Origin of the sequence: Winogradskyella sp., from assembly GCF_013042245.1 — a bacterium.
Classification (GTDB): Bacteria; Bacteroidota; Bacteroidia; order Flavobacteriales; family Flavobacteriaceae; genus Winogradskyella.
In genome coordinates, this window is sequence record NZ_JABDQL010000089.1 from 1 (window position 1) to 17,071 (window position 17,071).

Below are 17,071 nucleotides of genomic sequence, written 5' to 3' on the forward strand. Positions count from 1 at the left end.
ATACTTGAGCGGATTAAGAATAATAATCAACGCCTAAAGGAGTTTGCATTATATGCCATTACAGGGCAATCCGCTTGGGAATTATGGAGAACAAGTACTAATTCAGTCATATATTAGAATATAGCCAAATTTATTTAATCAATCCAGCACGCCTCAACAACGCTTCTGGTTTTGGCTCTTGACCTCTAAATTTTTTGTAAAGTGCCATTGGATTTTCTGTTCCACCACGAGAAAGCACATATTTCTTTAACTTATTTGCTACTGTTTTATTAAAAATGCCTTCTTCTTGAAAATACTCAAACGCATCGGCATCTAAAACTTCTGCCCATTTGTAACTGTAGTAACCAGATGAATATCCGCCTTGAAAAATATGCGCAAAAGCGGTACTCATACAATTTTCTGCAACATCAGGATAAAGACTTGTATCACCAAAAGCAGCTTCTTCAAAATGTTTAACTGAAGAGATGTCTTCTGGGCTTTCGTGAGAATGCCAAGCCATGTCTAATAATCCAAAGCTTAATTGTCTTAAGGTTTGCATACCTTCATGAAACGTTGCTGAAGCTCTAATTTTCTCAATTAAATCCATCGGAATCACTTCTCCAGTTTTATAATGCGTCGCAAATAGTTGTAGCGTTTCTTCTTCGTTACACCAGTTTTCTAAAATCTGACTTGGTAATTCTACAAAATCCCAATATACGCTGGTTCCTGATAAACTTGGATAGGTTGTATTGGCTAACATGCCATGAAGTGCGTGGCCAAACTCGTGGAATAATGTCGTCACCTCGTTAAAGGTTAGAAGTGAAGGCTTACTTTTAGTAGGCTTGGTAAAGTTGCAAACGATAGAAACATGTGGTCTTTTGTTTGTTCCGTTTTTAATCATCTGTGGTTTGTAAGATGTCATCCATGCACCATTACGTTTTCCCGAACGTGGAAAGAAATCTGCATAAAAAATAGAAACCAACTCTCCATCAGTATCTAAAACTTGGTAGGTTAATACATTATCGTGGTATTTATCGATAGTATCTACTTCTTTAAACTGTAAACCAAATAATTTTTTAGCTACTGTAAACGCCCCGTCAATAACATTCTCTAATTTGAAATAAGGTTTCAACTGTTCATCATCCAAGCTGAATAATTTTTGTTTCAGTTTTTCAGAATAATAGGCAGAATCCCATTTTTGAAGTTTGTCAATACCATCTAAACCTTTAGCAAATTGCTCTAAATTTTCAAACTCTTTTTTGGCAGCAGGTTTTGCTTTTGCAAGCAATTCATTTAAAAACTTCTGAACATTTTTTGGAGACCCTGCCATTCGTTCTTCAAGTACAAAATGCGCATGAGATTTATAGCCTAAAATTTCGGCTCGTTCGTTTCTGAGTTTTACAATACTGAGAACATTGTCCTGATTGTCTAGTTCATCGCTTTTAAAACCTTTGCTTCCAGAAGCTTTTGAGAGTTTTTTCCTCATTTCTCGATTATCAGCATAAGTCATAAATGGAATATAGCTTGGGTAATCTAAAGTAATTAACCAGCCATCTTTTCCTTTGCTTTCTGCTAATTGTTTCGCCGCTTCTTTTGCGCCATCTGGTAAGCCTAAAACTTGAGATTCCTCAGTCAGAAGCATTTCAAATTTGTTAGTTTCAGTAAGAATATTTTCGCCAAACTTTAATTTTAGCTTGCTGAGTTTTTTGTCAATTTCGCGAAGTTTTAATTTTTTGTCTTCTCCAAGATTAGCACCGTTTCGTGAAAAGCTTTTATATTTTTTATTAAGAAGCATTTCTTGTTCAGTATTTAATTTTAAATGCGATTTTGATTGGTAAACTGCTTTTACACGTTTAAATAAATCTTCATTTAGGGTAATATCATTTCCAAACTCTGATAACAAAGGAGAGACTTCTTGTGCTATTTTTTGAATATCATCATTAGTTTCAGCAGAATTTAAATTGAAAAATATACTCGAAATTCTATCTAATTCTTCACCAGAAAAATCTAAAGCTTCAATTGTGTTTTCAAATGTTGGTGCTTCAGAATTATACGCAATAGCATCAATTTCAGCTCGTGCTTTTTCAATAGCGATTTTAAAAGCAGGCAAAAAATCTTCAGTTTTAATTTCTGAAAATGGTGCTGTGTTGTGTGTTGTATTGAAGGGTTTATTTAAGGTTGTCATTATTAATCTGAATTTTTTCTATACGAATTCACAAGCTTAGGATAACTTGTGACCTATGAGTTTTTGTTAAATTGAAGGCTTAATTTTTATTCTAAATCCTTAGCAGACTCAATAACTTTAGCTTTTAGACCTTCTTTATAAACTAGTACCTTATCTAGCACACACTTATCACTTGTGCCTAAAATCTGCGCTGCTAAAATCCCAGCATTTTTAGCGCTATTAAGTGCGACCGTTGCCACAGGAACGCCACCAGGCATTTGTAAAATGGATAAAACTGAATCCCAACCGTCAATAGAATTACTGCTTTTTACGGGAACACCGATTACGGGTAATGGTGATAAAGAAGCTACCATTCCAGGTAAATGTGCTGCACCACCAGCACCGGCTATAATAACTTTAATGCCGCGTTCGTGGGCATTTTTACTGTAATCGAATAACTTTTCAGGAGTACGATGAGCAGAAACTATATCGACTTCGACTTCAATATCAAAACCTTTTAAAATCTCTACAGCATCTTGCATGACTGGTAAGTCACTTTTGCTTCCCATGATTACACCTATTTTGCTCATAATTATTTGCTTATTACTTGTATGGTTTCTTTTACCTGTTGTGCGATAGCTCGCGCTTTATTAATATCCTTATCTACAATTGTTACATGACCCATTTTACGAAAAGGTCGCGTTTGTTTTTTTCCATAAATATGAGGTGTAACGCCATCCATAGCCATGATTTGTTCAATATTTTTGTAAAATACATTACCAGTATGATTTTCTGCACCAACCAAATTGACCATAACACCAGCCACTTTGCTATCGGTGTTTCCTAATGGTAAATCTAAAATAGCACGGAGCTGTTGTTCAAACTGGCAGGTAAAACTTCCTTCTATAGAGTAATGTCCAGAATTGTGCGGTCTTGGTGCAACTTCATTAACTAAAATTTCATCGTTTTCGGTCAAGAACATTTCAACTGCCAATAGTCCAACATGCTTGAAGGCATCAGCAACTTTTAATGCTACACCTTCGGCCTTTTTAGTAATATGTTCAGGTAATCTTGCAGGACAAAGTACATATTCTACTTGGTTGGCCTCAGGATGAAACTCCATTTCAACTGTTGGATATGTTTTTATTTCCCCAGAACTATTTCTTGCAACAATTACCGCTAATTCATTTTTAAAAGCAATCAATTGTTCAGTAATACATTCTACGTTTGGTAGCTTTTTTAAATCTTCAGCATTTCTAACCACTTTCACACCCTGGCCATCGTAACCAAAACGTGCACTTTTCCATACAAATGGAAAATTTAGAGCTTCATTTTTAATTACCGTTTCAATTTCTGAAGTGTAAGCAAAACGAGAAAATGGCGCTGTTGGAATATGCTTATCTAAATAAAATAATTTCTGTGTCGCTTTATTCTGAATTGTTCGTAATGTTTTAGAAGATGGAAACACTTTTTTGCCTTCATCTTCAAGTTTTTCTAATGCATCGACATTGACGTTTTCAATTTCAAAAGTAAGTACATCAACACCTCTTCCAAATTCTAGAACCGTATCGTAATCCAAAATATCGCCTTGTACAAATTCATCACATGCTAAACGCGATGGCGCTTCTGCACTACTGTCAATTACTTTGGTGTTAATATCGAATTTTCTGGTAACATAAAGCATCATTTTGCCCAATTGGCCACCACCTAAAATACCGAGTTTAAAATCTGAAGAAAAATAGCTCATTAGTCAGCTCCACGCAATGTGGAAATCTTTTAAAAATTCAACTTAAATCGCTAACAAAAATACATTAATTATAGAAGAATATTCTAAAATTGGAAACCAAAAATCGGCAAACGTTAATCATTTGATTATCTTTGCATTCTTAAAATAAAAATATGCTAGTCAAGCTTCAGGATTTATATTTCAAGCCTTTTATTTCAGAGGAGCAAATTCAAGATGCTGTTCAACAAATGGTTGACGCTGTTGCAAATGATTTAAAAGACGAAATGCCCATTTTTGTTGGGATACTCAATGGGTCATTTATGTTTGTGAGTGATTTTGTAAAAAAGTACCCGCATCCTTGTGAAGTTACGTTTATAAAATTAGCATCTTATGAGGGCGTAAAATCTACCGAAGATATTCAACGTCTCATTGGTTTAACTCAAGATTTAACAGACAGAACAGTTGTTGTTTTAGAAGACATTATTGATTCTGGAAATACACTTGAAGAAGTCCACCGAATTTTTAAAAATGAAAATGTAAAACAACTTATTATAGCAACCTTGTTTTACAAACCCGAAGCTTACAAAAAAGACTTTAAACTACATTATGTTGGTTTAGAAATTCCAAATAAATTCATTGTCGGCTATGGCTTAGACTACAATGGATTAGGAAGAGATTTACCAGCAGTATACCAATTAAAAACGACACAACACATGATTAACATTGTATTATTTGGACCTCCAGGTGCAGGCAAAGGTACACAAGCCAACTTCTTAAAAGACAAATACGATTTAGTACATATTTCTACTGGAGACGTATTTAGATACAACATAAAAAATGAAACGGCTTTAGGTACTCTTGCTAAGTCTTATATGGATAAAGGCGAATTGGTGCCAGATAAAGTTACTATCGATATGCTTAAAGCTGAAGTAGAAAAGAATGCGGACGCTAAGGGTTTTATTTTTGATGGTTTTCCTCGTACAAATGCACAAGCCAAAGCTTTAGATACGTTGATGAATTCTAAGGATTCTCAAATCAATGCCATGGTGGCTTTAGAGGTTGATGATGAGGTGTTGGTTGAGCGTTTACTAGAAAGAGGTAAAACAAGTGGACGATCTGATGATGCTGATGAAAATATTATTAGAAACCGTATTAAGGAATACTATGACAAAACAGCAATCTTAAAAGATTACTATTCAGCCCAAGATAAATATTTTGGGGTTGATGGTGTTGGTAGTATTGAAGCTATAACAGAGCGTTTAAGTGCTGTTCTGGATAAACTATAAATGCAGAGAGTTTAAACTTTAAACTTTAAACTTTATAAATTTTAAACTCTAAAATGACTGAAGGGAATTTTGTTGATTACGTAAAAATGCACGTATCTTCTGGTAACGGAGGAAAAGGTTCAGCACACTTACATCGCGAAAAATATATACAAAAAGGTGGTCCCGATGGTGGTGATGGCGGTCGTGGCGGTCATGTTATTATTCGAGGAAATGAAAACCTTTGGACATTATTACATCTCAAGTTCAAAAGGCATATCAGAGCTGGGCATGGTGCTCACGGAAGCTCTGGTAGAAGTACAGGTGCAGATGGTGAAGATATGTATTTGGATGTACCGCTAGGAACAGTAGTTAGAGATACCGAGACTAACGAGATTCTTTTTGAAATTACTGAAAACGGTCAAGAAAAGATTGTTGCAGAAGGCGGTAAAGGTGGTCGAGGTAATTGGCATTTTAAAAGTTCTACTAACCAAACGCCACGTTATGCACAACCTGGAATTCCTCTTGAAGAAAGATACATCACTCTAGAATTGAAGGTGTTAGCAGATGTTGGGTTGGTAGGTTTTCCTAATGCTGGGAAATCAACGCTACTCTCTGTAATGACCTCAGCAAAACCTAAAATTGCTGATTATGAGTTTACGACCCTTAAGCCTAATTTAGGAATCGTAGAATACCGTGATTTTAAATCCTTTGTCATGGCAGATATCCCTGGTATTATCGAAGGTGCAGCAGAAGGAAAAGGTTTGGGCTATTATTTTTTAAGGCATATTGAGCGTAATTCTATATTACTTTTTTTAGTACCAGCTGATGCTGATGATATTGCTAAACAATATGAAGTTTTACTCGATGAGCTAAGACGCTATAATCCTGAAATGCTCGACAAAGAGCGTTTTCTCTTAGTTTCTAAATCAGATTTATTGGACGAGGAGTTAAAGGCTGAGATGAAAGAAGAACTTGACAAGACTTTAAATATCAATTACATGTTTATGTCTTCCGTTGCTCACCAAGGAATTCAAGAATTGAAGGACAAACTTTGGAAGCTATTAAATGACTAAATCTGTTGTTTAAGATTAGTTAAAAATTATATCCTGACTTCATTTTTTAGTATCTTTAAAAGAAAAAGATGAAGCTTTTAAGAATCCTTACAGCCTTGCTATTTTTGACTTCGTGCGGTGCTATCGTAAATTATGATTACGAAAAGAATACTGATTTTTCAACATACAAAACCTACGATTATTTTACCGATATGAAAACGGGCTTCAGCCAATTAGATGATAAACGTTTTATAGGAGCTATCGACAAAAAACTCGAAACTTTGGGTTTTGAACAGTCCGAAACACCCAGTTTTAGAATAGATATTCAGTCTGTTGAAGCAATTAATAATTTCAATAACACAGTTGGTGTTGGTATTGGAGGTACAGGAAATGGTATTGGTGGTGTTGGAACTATAGGAATTCCTATTAATTCAAACAGGAATATAAGAGAAGTAAGTATTGAGTTTGTTGACGATTCTAAAAATGGAGTTTTTTGGCAGGCAGAGACTACTATCTCAAATATTGGAAATTCTCCTGAGAAGCGAGAAGCATCTTTTGTAAAACTAGTAGAGAAGATTTTCAGTAAATATCCTCCAAAAAAATAGTTAAATCATTTCTTACATGATAATACTGTGATATTTTGTATATTTATGAATGCCAAAAAAGATAAGTATTACAGTTTTAGAGAGTGAAAAAGTGGGTTCATGTATGGTAAACTCTCCTATATATTGAACAAAGCTTGCATCGTGACTAACCTTAACTGCTAAAATCTAGTCTATCTTAACTCTAATTCCTTCAGAATGACTACTAAATTCTGGTGCATACATAGATTGAATTGTGGTAATGCCATTACTCATATTACCGGCGTTATTAATGCGTAAATCATATTCAAATACATAAACACCTTTTGGTAAATAGTCTATAAAAAAGTTGGTGGCTGCATCTTTAGTGCTCTCATAATAGCCTAAACTCTCTTGCCATTTGTATTGCGAAAAAACATTGATTGGTTCAAAACCTGCAGCACGCATATCTTTAAGATGGAGGAACTCCATATCACGGTCACTAAGTAATTCGATTCTAACTTTTACTAAGTCGCCAACATTGAGTTTGGTATCTTTTGTGATTTCTAAAATTTCTTCACCTCGGTCTGTATTCTTTTTCAGAAATAATTTTTTCTGAAGTTTTAGAGGCGTTTTCGCTAAGGTTATTTTATCTAAATCTTCGAAATATTGCCAGTAAAGTGCACCCCAAGCGATACCTTTTCCTTTTTTTGATAGTGTAACTTTGGCTTGTTTAGGTTTAACGTCATTTCCATTCCAGCTGGTTTTATAATAGCCTGTACCAGCTTCAACTTTTACATTTTCAAGTTCTTCCGGTGAAATACTTTCATCTCCAACTGTAACATCTACAGCTTCTGTTACACTGAGCCATTCACTACCTTGAAGCAATAAGGCGTAAACAGCATCTGCAGTAGCTTTAGTCGTTTCCCAATTATTGGTTTGTTTATTTTTTAGTAACCAGATTTTGAGATTATCAATGGTTTCTGTCTTATTTTCTATTTCAGAAAACGCTTCAATTAATAATGCTTGTGTTTCAATAGGGGCTTTATACCAATACCAAGATGCAGTATTAGATTTCCAGTACATACCTAATTCATCTGAGGTGATACTGTTTTCGGCTAAGGATTTTAATATTTTATTAGACGTCGTTTTATCATCACTTCTATGCATGGTTAATGCCATTAAGCCTTTTGCATATAAGGAACGTTTTAACCAATACTTCTGGATTTGACCTTTGTAATAGTCCATTATTTTATTGACTTCATTTGAAGGTTTGATTTCTGGATAGAAACTTCGTACGTATAAATAATGCATTTGAGTATATGACAAGTGGTCTTTGTTTAGGTCTATTTTAGAATTGTATTTTTTAAGATTTTTATATTCTTTGACAAATTCTCGGTCTAGATATTTAATTGCTTTTTTAATCATTTGAGATTCCTCGTCGCTACGCTCCATAGGAATGACACCTAGTTTACTTAAATGTCCAAAGCCAGAAACAATATGTTGTGTAATGTATCTATTGTCGCGTCCACCATTAAACCAAGGCCAAGCACCAGTGCTATGCTGATTGTTTTTGAGTTTACGGATTGAAGATTGTAGTTCATTATTCATTTTGTTTAAATCGAATAATAAGGCTGTACGTTTTTTCTGTTCGGTTTCAGATTGTGCATCACGCAACCAAGGAGTCTCTTGAATTAAAAGTGATTTTAATTCTTGATTTTTTTCTAAATTCGACAATAATGCACCTAGGGTTAAAGATTTGTTAGACTGAGCTTGTCGAAGTCTCCATTGATTAAAGACCTCTTGAATTCTAGGATTAGATTGTGTAATGTGCTGTGCCAAAGCATTGGCGTAATAGCGACTAAACGTCTGCTCATTACAATCGTAAGGATATTCCATTAAATATGATAATGCTTGTACTGCATACCAAGCTGGATTAGATGTTATTTCTAAAGTCAGTTTGTGATTATTCAGCGTTGAAGAGGTATTATCTTTCAATTTATCAAGCGTAAACGTCTTCGTTTCATTACTACGAACCCACATTGGTAAGGTTTCTGTAACTAGCATTCTATTGGTTAGAACTGGTAAAATGTTTTGTTCGCCATCACTAAAATCTTCAGATTGTGCAATGATTTTGTATTGTACAGCTTGCATATTATCTGGAATGTTTAAAACCCAGCTAGCTTGAGTATTTCCTTGTTTATCGACAGAAAAGGTCTCGACTGCGCTCGACCAGACAAGTTTTTTTGTAATATCTTTTCCTGTAACAACATCTTCCAAAACCAATTGTGCTTGCCCAGATATTGGTTTATCAGTAAGATTGGCAATTTTAGTATTAATAACAATTTCGTCACCTTGACGTAAAAAACGAGATGCATTTGGTATAACCATCAATTCTTTTTGGGTCATAGCTTCAAATTGAGAAACGGTACTCTCTAAAGTTTTGGTATGTGCTAATAATTGCAATTTCCATTTGGTTAAAGCTTCTGGTGCTTTAAAGTTGAAACTCACATTACCGTCTTTGTCTGTTTTTAGTTGCGGAAAGAAAAAGGCGGTTTCTTGGAGGTTTTTTCGGATTTTAATTTGTTTATTTGAAATAGTTTCATTTCTTAAAATGATTTCTGCGCTTTCTTCTGGCTGCCCCGAACCTTTTCCAATGCTAATTTCTGATTCGGATAAAAATGATTCATCAGAGACCGTAGATAATGCCGATGAAACCTTTGCTGATTTTTTTGCTCCAGAGTACCCAGTAATAACTACTTCATCTAAAGTTGCAAAATCTTCGGCTAACTTTATATAAACGTAATTATCTTTTGTAATTTTATATTCATATGTTTTGAAACCTACATATGAGACCACTAAAACATCTCCTTTTTTTGCATTTATTTCAAAATTACCATCAAAATCAGATTGTGAACCATTAGCAGTTCCTTTAATAATGATGTTTGCACCAGGTATAGAAAGTCCTTTATAATCTACGATATTACCTTTTATAACTCCTTTTTTAATCGAGGGTTTATATTCAGAACTAACAATAGTTTTTTGAGTACTAGCTTTCCTTATATATTGTCTTCTCAAATAGCTTTCATTCCCAAAATAAAACCCAAACCAATTCAATCTATCAAAACTTTGATTTGGATAGCTTGGTATGCCTTTAAAACTATTATAGCGTCTAAAGTTAGCATAGCTGTAACTATGCGAGCTGTTTTTGTATGATTGTGAAACATAAGACGGTCTAGAAATAGGATTAAAACTCCAGTTATGTCCTTTAAATTCATCCAAAGAGGCATCGTACATGCTTGCTAAAACTTCTGCAGCAACTTTATCGCCTTTTGGTCCTTTGATTTTAAACTGCCATGTTTCTTCTTGTCCTGGTTGTAGTTTATCTCTAAACGTGCTTGTTTCAATTTGTAAATCGGTTTTAGGATAAGGCACATTTATATTTAACGAACCAGTTTTAAAATCGTTAAAAGCAGAGAAACTATAATGCACGACAAAGCCACCAATATCAGATTTGGCAATTGGGAATTTTATCGTTTTTTTAGAATCGTTGAGTTGATGAATTTGGGTTTTGATAAGTTTGCCATCTTTTTCAATTTCTATGGTAACGTTTACGTCTTTGGCAGAACTACCAAGGGTTAAAACTGCGGTTTCACCAGAATTATATTTAGCTTTATCTAAACTAATATCAAACAGTTTGTTGTCTGCTAATGTATTGTCGGCATCACTAATTAGGTAGGTAAACGCTTGGTCTTTTACAACTTGACCAAATTTATCTTTACTTTCTAATTCAATGATGTACGAGCCAGAATTCCATTTTTTAGTCCGTTTTAATACTATTGATTTAGAGGTTTCGGTATCAAAATTAGTTTCAAAAACTACCTTTCCTTTTTTCCAATTTTGAATATTAGCTTCGTCATCGTAAGACCAATGTGGAAATTTTAATTTAAAAGTCTCTTTGTCTAATAGTTTATAATCAGGCGCCTGCCAAGGTCGGTTTCGCAATACATAATCTGGAGCGTTCAGTTTATAGATTTTTAGACTTCCTTTAGCTGGGGCAAACTCGCCATTAAGATTAGATGTTATTAAGCTAAGCTCTGTTTCTTTTTCAGATTTATCTATACGTTGTGGCGCTATTATATTTGCTGTAAGCGCATGATAGCCTACACGAACTATGGTAGTTTTACTTCGTGTTTCGCCATTAATATCAGTGACATCTGCTGTAATTTCGTAATTAAAAACAGGAAGATTGTCTTTAGAGACACTTTCGTCGGGTATGGCTTTAAAGGTGATTTCAAATTTACCTTTATTGTCTGTATTTGTTTTCCCATAAGTAGTTTCTTGCGCGGCAGAATTATAACTTGGACGACTCCAATAATACCATCTAGGCATTTGTACCTGTCGTTTTACACGATAAACTACTTTTGCATCGGTTATATTGCTTCCAGCAAAAGCGATGGCATTTCCTCTTACGGTAACACTATCGTTAACTTTGTAGGTTTTGGTTACTGGAATAAAATTAGTTTCAAACTTAGGGCGTTTGTATTCTTCGACAGAAAAATAATGAGTTCTAATGCCAATGGCTTTTGAAGAGGTTTTAATACTAAAATTCCCTGTAAGCCCATTGTTAGGGACAATAAATTCGCCACTAAAAGAGCCATACTCGTTAGTTATAAAATTTAGTTCGCTTACTTTCTCGTTATTAACGTTATGTAAAGCTGCTATGATTGTCTCATTAGCTATTACACTTGTTTTTTTATTTATTGTTTTGGTTATAATACCCTTAAAGTATACGGTTTGTCCTGGTCTGTAAATGCTTCGGTCTGTGAATAAAAATGTATTATAATTGGTACTTGTATTACCACGTTGCTTATAGAATCTATTAATGTAGGTTTCTCCAAAAATACCTGTATCATTTTTATTTTTCACGGTTATGTAAACAGAATTATAATAGCCATTATCTTTGTCAAAATAGAATTTACCGTACTCATCTGTCGTAAAATCTTTACTTAGTTCTTTACTTTGATTTCTATTATTGATGTAATTTATTTTTGCATCTGCATTAGCAATTGGAGCTCCGTTATTTCTGTTAATGACCCGATAGATGATTTTTTTATTCTGATAAGTTTCAACCAGTGCCAAATTAGTAACCTGAATGTCTGTGACTGCAAAAACATCTGTATTGGTTTTGGCAACAATAATATAAAGCCCGTTTTCTAGCCTAGGTAATACGACTTCAGTACTGTGATTTTGATAATCACCTTCGTCTTTAAATTTACTATTGAAAGACTTATGGACTCTTAGTTTTGAAATAAATTTTTCCTTTTCCTTGCTTCTATAAATTTTATTGAAAGCTTTTAATTTTGAAAGGCTAACTTTATGAATGTCAAATTCTAATTGATTAAGATTTTTGTAATTTACTAAAATTAAAGCAGGCTTATCTATCGGTAAGTAGCGTTCTGTTTTTAAACTTAAACCTGGTTGAAGAATTCGCGCTTTAAGTACTTCACATTTTAAAGCACCATCACTTTTTGGGAACTTTGCTATAATCCCATCGCAAATAGAAATGGCTTCTTTATTCTTCCAACGAGAATTTTCTTTTGCGCCATTATCAAAATTTGGGTTGTATTGTAAACCCTTATTATAGACTGTGTTGGCAATTTCAAAACTATACAATCCGGAAATAGGTATGTCTTTTAGGGGAGCCAATTCTGCTTGGTAGGTATTTAAAATTTTATCTTCAATTTTGTCAAAGGTGGCGTTTTGCTTAACAAATTTTAAACGTTCAATATTTGCTGAAACAAAGGCTTTTGATGTTTTATCTTTTTGATGAAAACGCAATAAACTTTGATAGATTTTTAGAGCATTAAACTGTAGACTAACAGAATCCTTTGAGGAAATATCGACATTAATAAAAATATTGTTAGGAGCAATGTATTCCGGGCTGTCTATTGCAAATTTGTATGCAGGTTGCGTTATACTATTTTCAGAAGTTTTATAAAAATCTAATGCATTATAGCTCAAAAAATCATAAAGCGTAGGTCGATATACTTTTGAACCTTCAACCTCAATTAAAAGTGTCTTGTAGTTATCTAGGGTTTCTTGTTGTAAGAGCAATCCATTTTGTAGAGAGCATTGAAAATACCTGTGAATTTCCGTAAATAATGTTTCTAAATCCCAGGTTCTAAAATCGTCACTTACTTTTTTATCGGTTTTGGAGCGGTTATAAAACTTATAGCGATTCTGCTGAAAATATTGCCAATAAAGATTGGCCAATAGATTTTCGAGCAAATGTTTTGTAACAGTGTCGCTGGTTTCAATTTCTGATTTAAAATTAGTTACAATTTTCAATTGTGAATCTTCCTCCAAAACCTGAAGATATTTGCTTTGGTGAATCAGTGCCTTAATACTTTGAGTCGCGTCTTTATCATTTTTGGCATTTTCAAATATTTTATCTACTAAATTAGAAGCTGATTTAGTTAAGCCTTCGCGCTCTAACTTTTCAACCTCTTGCCACTTAGTATTGTAATAATTGGTTTGAGAAGATGAAGAAGAAGCAAAGCAGATGAGCATAAATAGGGTTATATAATATTTCATGATTATAGTATTTACAGCAAAATAACTTCAAAAGGTATTCCAAAAAACACAAATTTAGGCATTGCCTTATTTGGATTAGTGAAGTTACTAATTTTAAAAGTGAAAATGATGTAAGCCTAATCAAAGTATACCGCCTACCTATTACAAATACAAGTTGTGTTTTTGAAGTGTTTTATAAAAAAAACTAGTCATCTTTTTCCTTTTTCCTTTAGTTATGTTTGGTCAGTCTGACTAGGCAAAAGCATCCTCATTTATTAAAAGTAAAGCGTATAAAAAAGCTGAAACTATAATGATAAGTTATTTAAAAAAGAACACGTCAGATGCAAAAGCTATTGAATTGCTTGGCGATGCTTATGGCTATCAAAAAAAAATGAGAAAAGGCTATTGTAGAGTATAAGAAACGGATACAATTAGATGCACAAAAAGCCAATTACCATTATAAATACGGTGGTGCTTTAGGCATGAAAGCTCTATCCATTAGTAAGCTAAGAGCTTAAGGAATTATTGGTGATATTAAGACTGCTTTTCTTACCGCAGCAAGGCTAGACCCAAACCACATAGGTGCACGTTGGGCTTTAGTGGAATTATATATGACACTGCCAGGACTAGTTGGCGGAAGCAAAAAAAATCATTACTATATGCCAATGAGCTTGAAGCACTATCTAAAGTTGATGGTTATTTGGTAAAAGGATATATCTATAAGTATGATGATAAACCAGAATTAGCAGAGAAGTATTACAAATTAGCATTAAAAATAGGTGGTTCAATAACATGTTATGAAACGCGCATGCTAAACATATTATCACCCAAAGGAATGATTAATAGCGAACAGCATGTGTCCTTAAAAAAACAATACATATAAATACATGAAACATCCATGGCAAGGATTTTACCACCCAAGGTAATGACTTTTGAGGCGGATAAGTTGGTAAGAAATAATTTGTAAATTTGAAAACAAAGTAGCATAATTTAAAAAGGTCGATTTTTACTGGAGGTTGAAACATCCTGCAAAACAGGAAACCCCGAAGATGAAACTGATAACAAACGTTAAGCACCCAAGAGTATCGCCAATCCGAGAGTAATCAAGGAGGGAGCATGAACATGAAATTTTAAATTTCTTAACGCATTGCTACTTATTAAAATAGATAAAATACCGAAACCCATAAATAGGAATGGGTTTTTTTAGTCAAAAATCAAACAATAAACACGTTAAACCCTGTAAATCAAAGAGGTAATAAAAAAGCAGAAAGACACATGAAACAAGTTATTTCTATTATCCTCATTGCACTAATGTTTAGCTCGTGCAAAACTCTAAATCTTAATGCCGAATTTAAACCCGAAGGCAAAAAACCTTACCTCATCGGGAAAATTAATAAAATCGGTTTTCAAAGTGAAACTTATACTACTTGGTTTAACACCAACTACAAAAATTACAAATTAGACCTAAAAACAATTGAAGCTATAAAGTCTCATCTCAAAGAATACGATATAAAACTTTTTATGGGAACATGGTGTGGAGACAGTAAACGTGAAGTTCCCAAATTTTACAAGATTCTAGATGCTACAAATTATCCGATAAAACAACTTACAGCAGTAGCCGTTAGCCGAGAACCCAATTTATATAAAGAAAGCCCACAGCATGAAGAAGCCGGTTTGAATATAGTACGTGTTCCGACATTTATCTTTTTTAAAGATGGTAAAGAGGTTAATCGTATTATCGAAAGACCGATTGAAACTCTTGAAAAAGACATACTCAAAATCATAAGAGACAATGATTATAAGCCCAACTATTTTGGCATAAAGAAGAAATCAAAAAAGTCTAAAAACCTTTAGTTGCTAAATTGATATCAAAAGTAAGTGGCTAATTTTTTGAAATACCTTAATTTTGCAGCTTTAAATTAAAGAAAATGCAGCTTTCAGAACAAGAATTAGTCAGACGTGAAAAACTAAGTAAATTACGCGCTATGGATATTAATCCATATCCAGCGGATTTATATCCTGTAAACCATACATCAAAACAAATTAAAGACAATTTTTCTGAAGGTAAACAGGTTGTTATCGCAGGTCGTTTAATGTCTAGACGCATTCAAGGAAAAGCTTCTTTTGCTGAGTTACAAGACAGCCAAGGTCGCATACAAGTGTACTTTAACCGTGATGAAATCTGCACAGGCGAAGACAAAACTTTATATAATGACGTCTATAAAAAACTTCTTGATATTGGAGATGTTATAGGTGTTGAAGGCGAATTATTCACTACGCAAGTTGGTGAAAAAACCGTAATGGTTAAGAATTTTACTTTGCTTAGTAAAGCTCTCAAGCCATTACCTCTTCCAAAGCAAGATTCCGAAGGTAACAGCTACGATGAGTTTAACGATCCAGAAATGCGTTACCGTCAACGCTATGCCGATTTAGCGGTAAACCCTCATGTAAAAGAAGTTTTTGTCAAGCGCACAAAATTGTTTAATGCGATGCGTCAATTTTTTAATGATGCTGGTTACTTTGAAGTAGAAACGCCAATATTACAACCCATTCCTGGTGGTGCCGCAGCGCGTCCGTTCATTACACATCACAACAGTTTAGATATACCGTTATATATGCGAATTGCCAACGAGTTGTACTTAAAACGATTAATTGTAGGCGGTTTTGATGGTGTTTATGAGTTCTCCAAAAACTTTAGAAATGAAGGTATGGACAGAACGCACAATCCAGAATTTACAGCTATGGAAATCTATGTAGCTTACAAAGATTACAACTGGATGATGGATTTCTGTGAGCAACTTTTAGAACATTGTGCTATAGCTGTTAACGGCACTACTGAAGCTACTTTTGGTGAGCACAAGGTCAATTTTAAAGCCCCTTACAAACGCATTACAATGCGTGATTCTATACTTGAATTTACAGGTTTTGATATCAATAACAAATCTGAAGACGAAATTAGACAAGCATGTAAAGATATGCATATGGAAGTCGATGAAACTATGGGTAAAGGCAAGTTAATTGACGAAATTTTTGGTGAAAAGTGCGAAGGCAACTATATACAGCCAACATTTATAACCGACTATCCAAAAGAGATGAGTCCTCTTTGTAAAGAACATCGTGAAAATCCTGAATTAACAGAGCGTTTTGAGCTTATGGTTTGCGGTAAAGAAATCGCAAATGCCTATTCTGAGCTTAATGACCCAATAGACCAACGCGAACGCTTTGAACATCAATTAAAACTTGCTCAAAAAGGTGATGATGAAGCTACTGAATTTATAGACCACGACTTTTTACGTGCTTTAGAGTACGGTATGCCTCCAACTTCTGGAATGGGAATTGGCATGGATAGATTAGTTATGTTTTTAACTAATAATCAATCTATACAAGAGGTATTGTTCTTCCCTCAGATGAAACCAGAAAATAAAGCTATTGAGATGAATGATAACGAAAAAGTAATTTTCGGAATCTTAAAACCAAATAACAGAATGGATTTAAACGCTCTTAAATCTAAATCTGGTCTGAGTAATAAAGCTTGGGATAAAGGTCTTAAAGGTTTAGGTAAACTTGGCGTAACCAAAGTCGAGAAAACAGATGAAGGTTTGTTTGTAGAGCTTATTTAAATTAATAATGCGAATCAAGAGTTAAATATTAGTGTTATAAAGGCTGCGGCTAATCGTCCATAAACATGTAGACTCAGTCCTTTAGTAGATCTCACCTTACTCGCTTTCTGTATATCTGATTTTTCAATA

Annotated in this window: 10 protein-coding genes; 6 read left to right on the forward strand and 4 right to left on the reverse strand. The window is 34.0% G+C overall.

Features of this window, described 5'->3' with window-relative positions:
- Positions 1-130: 130 nt before the first annotated feature.
- The 3 genes from HKP48_RS07430 to HKP48_RS07440 form a co-directional block, all read right to left on the reverse strand.
- Positions 131-2,164 carry a M3 family metallopeptidase gene (locus tag HKP48_RS07430; RefSeq protein ID WP_296344405.1) on the reverse strand — a complete coding sequence of 678 codons (2,034 nt, stop codon included), beginning with the start codon at positions 2,162-2,164 and terminating at the stop codon, positions 131-133.
- A gap of 86 nt (positions 2,165-2,250) precedes the next feature.
- Entirely contained in the window at positions 2,251-2,733 is a 483-nt protein-coding gene (purE, locus tag HKP48_RS07435) for a 5-(carboxyamino)imidazole ribonucleotide mutase (RefSeq protein WP_296344407.1), read from the reverse strand.
- 2 nt (positions 2,734-2,735) lie between these two features.
- Positions 2,736-3,890: a 5-(carboxyamino)imidazole ribonucleotide synthase gene (locus HKP48_RS07440; RefSeq protein ID WP_296344409.1), complete on the reverse strand. Its 1,155-nt coding sequence runs from the start codon at positions 3,888-3,890 to the stop codon at positions 2,736-2,738.
- A gap of 152 nt (positions 3,891-4,042) precedes the next feature.
- Here HKP48_RS07440 and HKP48_RS07445 point away from each other — a divergent pair, with 152 nt between their 5' ends.
- From HKP48_RS07445 to HKP48_RS07455, 3 genes are all read left to right on the forward strand, one after another.
- Complete coding sequence (locus tag HKP48_RS07445; protein ID WP_296344412.1) at positions 4,043-5,155, forward strand: adenylate kinase; 1,113 nt, start codon at positions 4,043-4,045, stop codon at positions 5,153-5,155.
- A gap of 53 nt (positions 5,156-5,208) precedes the next feature.
- Entirely contained in the window at positions 5,209-6,207 is a 999-nt protein-coding gene (obgE, locus tag HKP48_RS07450; RefSeq protein ID WP_296344414.1) for a GTPase ObgE, read from the forward strand.
- A 68-nt stretch (positions 6,208-6,275) separates the two neighbouring features.
- Entirely contained in the window at positions 6,276-6,791 is a 516-nt protein-coding gene (locus tag HKP48_RS07455) for a DUF4136 domain-containing protein (protein ID WP_296344416.1), read from the forward strand.
- 165 nt (positions 6,792-6,956) lie between these two features.
- On the opposite strand, the gene HKP48_RS07460 is transcribed toward HKP48_RS07455, so the two are convergent.
- A complete protein-coding gene (locus tag HKP48_RS07460) occupies positions 6,957-13,343 on the reverse strand; it encodes an MG2 domain-containing protein (RefSeq protein WP_296344418.1) in 6,387 nt (2,128 codons plus the stop codon).
- A gap of 568 nt (positions 13,344-13,911) precedes the next feature.
- Between HKP48_RS07460 and HKP48_RS07465 the strand changes: the two genes are divergently transcribed.
- The 3 genes from HKP48_RS07465 to lysS all read left to right on the forward strand — a co-directional run bounded on the left by HKP48_RS07465 (position 13,912) and on the right by lysS (position 16,942).
- The gene (locus HKP48_RS07465; RefSeq protein WP_296344420.1) at positions 13,912-14,205 is read left to right on the forward strand and encodes a hypothetical protein; all 294 of its coding nucleotides are present in this window, start codon (positions 13,912-13,914) and stop codon (positions 14,203-14,205) included.
- Positions 14,206-14,597: 392 nt separating this feature from the next.
- Complete coding sequence (locus HKP48_RS07470) at positions 14,598-15,176, forward strand: thioredoxin family protein (protein WP_296344422.1); 579 nt, start codon at positions 14,598-14,600, stop codon at positions 15,174-15,176.
- A gap of 74 nt (positions 15,177-15,250) precedes the next feature.
- A complete protein-coding gene (lysS, locus tag HKP48_RS07475) occupies positions 15,251-16,942 on the forward strand; it encodes a lysine--tRNA ligase (RefSeq protein ID WP_296344424.1) in 1,692 nt (563 codons plus the stop codon).
- Positions 16,943-17,071 lie beyond the last annotated feature (129 nt).

What these genes read in the sequence shown, in the direction of transcription:
- HKP48_RS07430 (WP_296344405.1), bottom strand. Translation starts at nt 2,164, where the DNA reads ATGACAACCTTAAATAAACCCTTCAATACAACACACAACACAGCACCA.
- purE (WP_296344407.1), bottom strand. Translation starts at nt 2,733, where the DNA reads ATGAGCAAAATAGGTGTAATCATGGGAAGCAAAAGTGACTTACCAGTC.
- HKP48_RS07440 (WP_296344409.1), bottom strand. Translation starts at nt 3,890, where the DNA reads ATGAGCTATTTTTCTTCAGATTTTAAACTCGGTATTTTAGGTGGTGGC.
- HKP48_RS07445 (WP_296344412.1), top strand. Translation starts at nt 4,043, where the DNA reads ATGCTAGTCAAGCTTCAGGATTTATATTTCAAGCCTTTTATTTCAGAG.
- obgE (WP_296344414.1), top strand. Translation starts at nt 5,209, where the DNA reads ATGACTGAAGGGAATTTTGTTGATTACGTAAAAATGCACGTATCTTCT.
- HKP48_RS07455 (WP_296344416.1), top strand. Translation starts at nt 6,276, where the DNA reads ATGAAGCTTTTAAGAATCCTTACAGCCTTGCTATTTTTGACTTCGTGC.
- HKP48_RS07460 (WP_296344418.1), bottom strand. Translation starts at nt 13,343, where the DNA reads ATGAAATATTATATAACCCTATTTATGCTCATCTGCTTTGCTTCTTCT.
- HKP48_RS07470 (WP_296344422.1), top strand. Translation starts at nt 14,598, where the DNA reads ATGAAACAAGTTATTTCTATTATCCTCATTGCACTAATGTTTAGCTCG.
- lysS (WP_296344424.1), top strand. Translation starts at nt 15,251, where the DNA reads ATGCAGCTTTCAGAACAAGAATTAGTCAGACGTGAAAAACTAAGTAAA.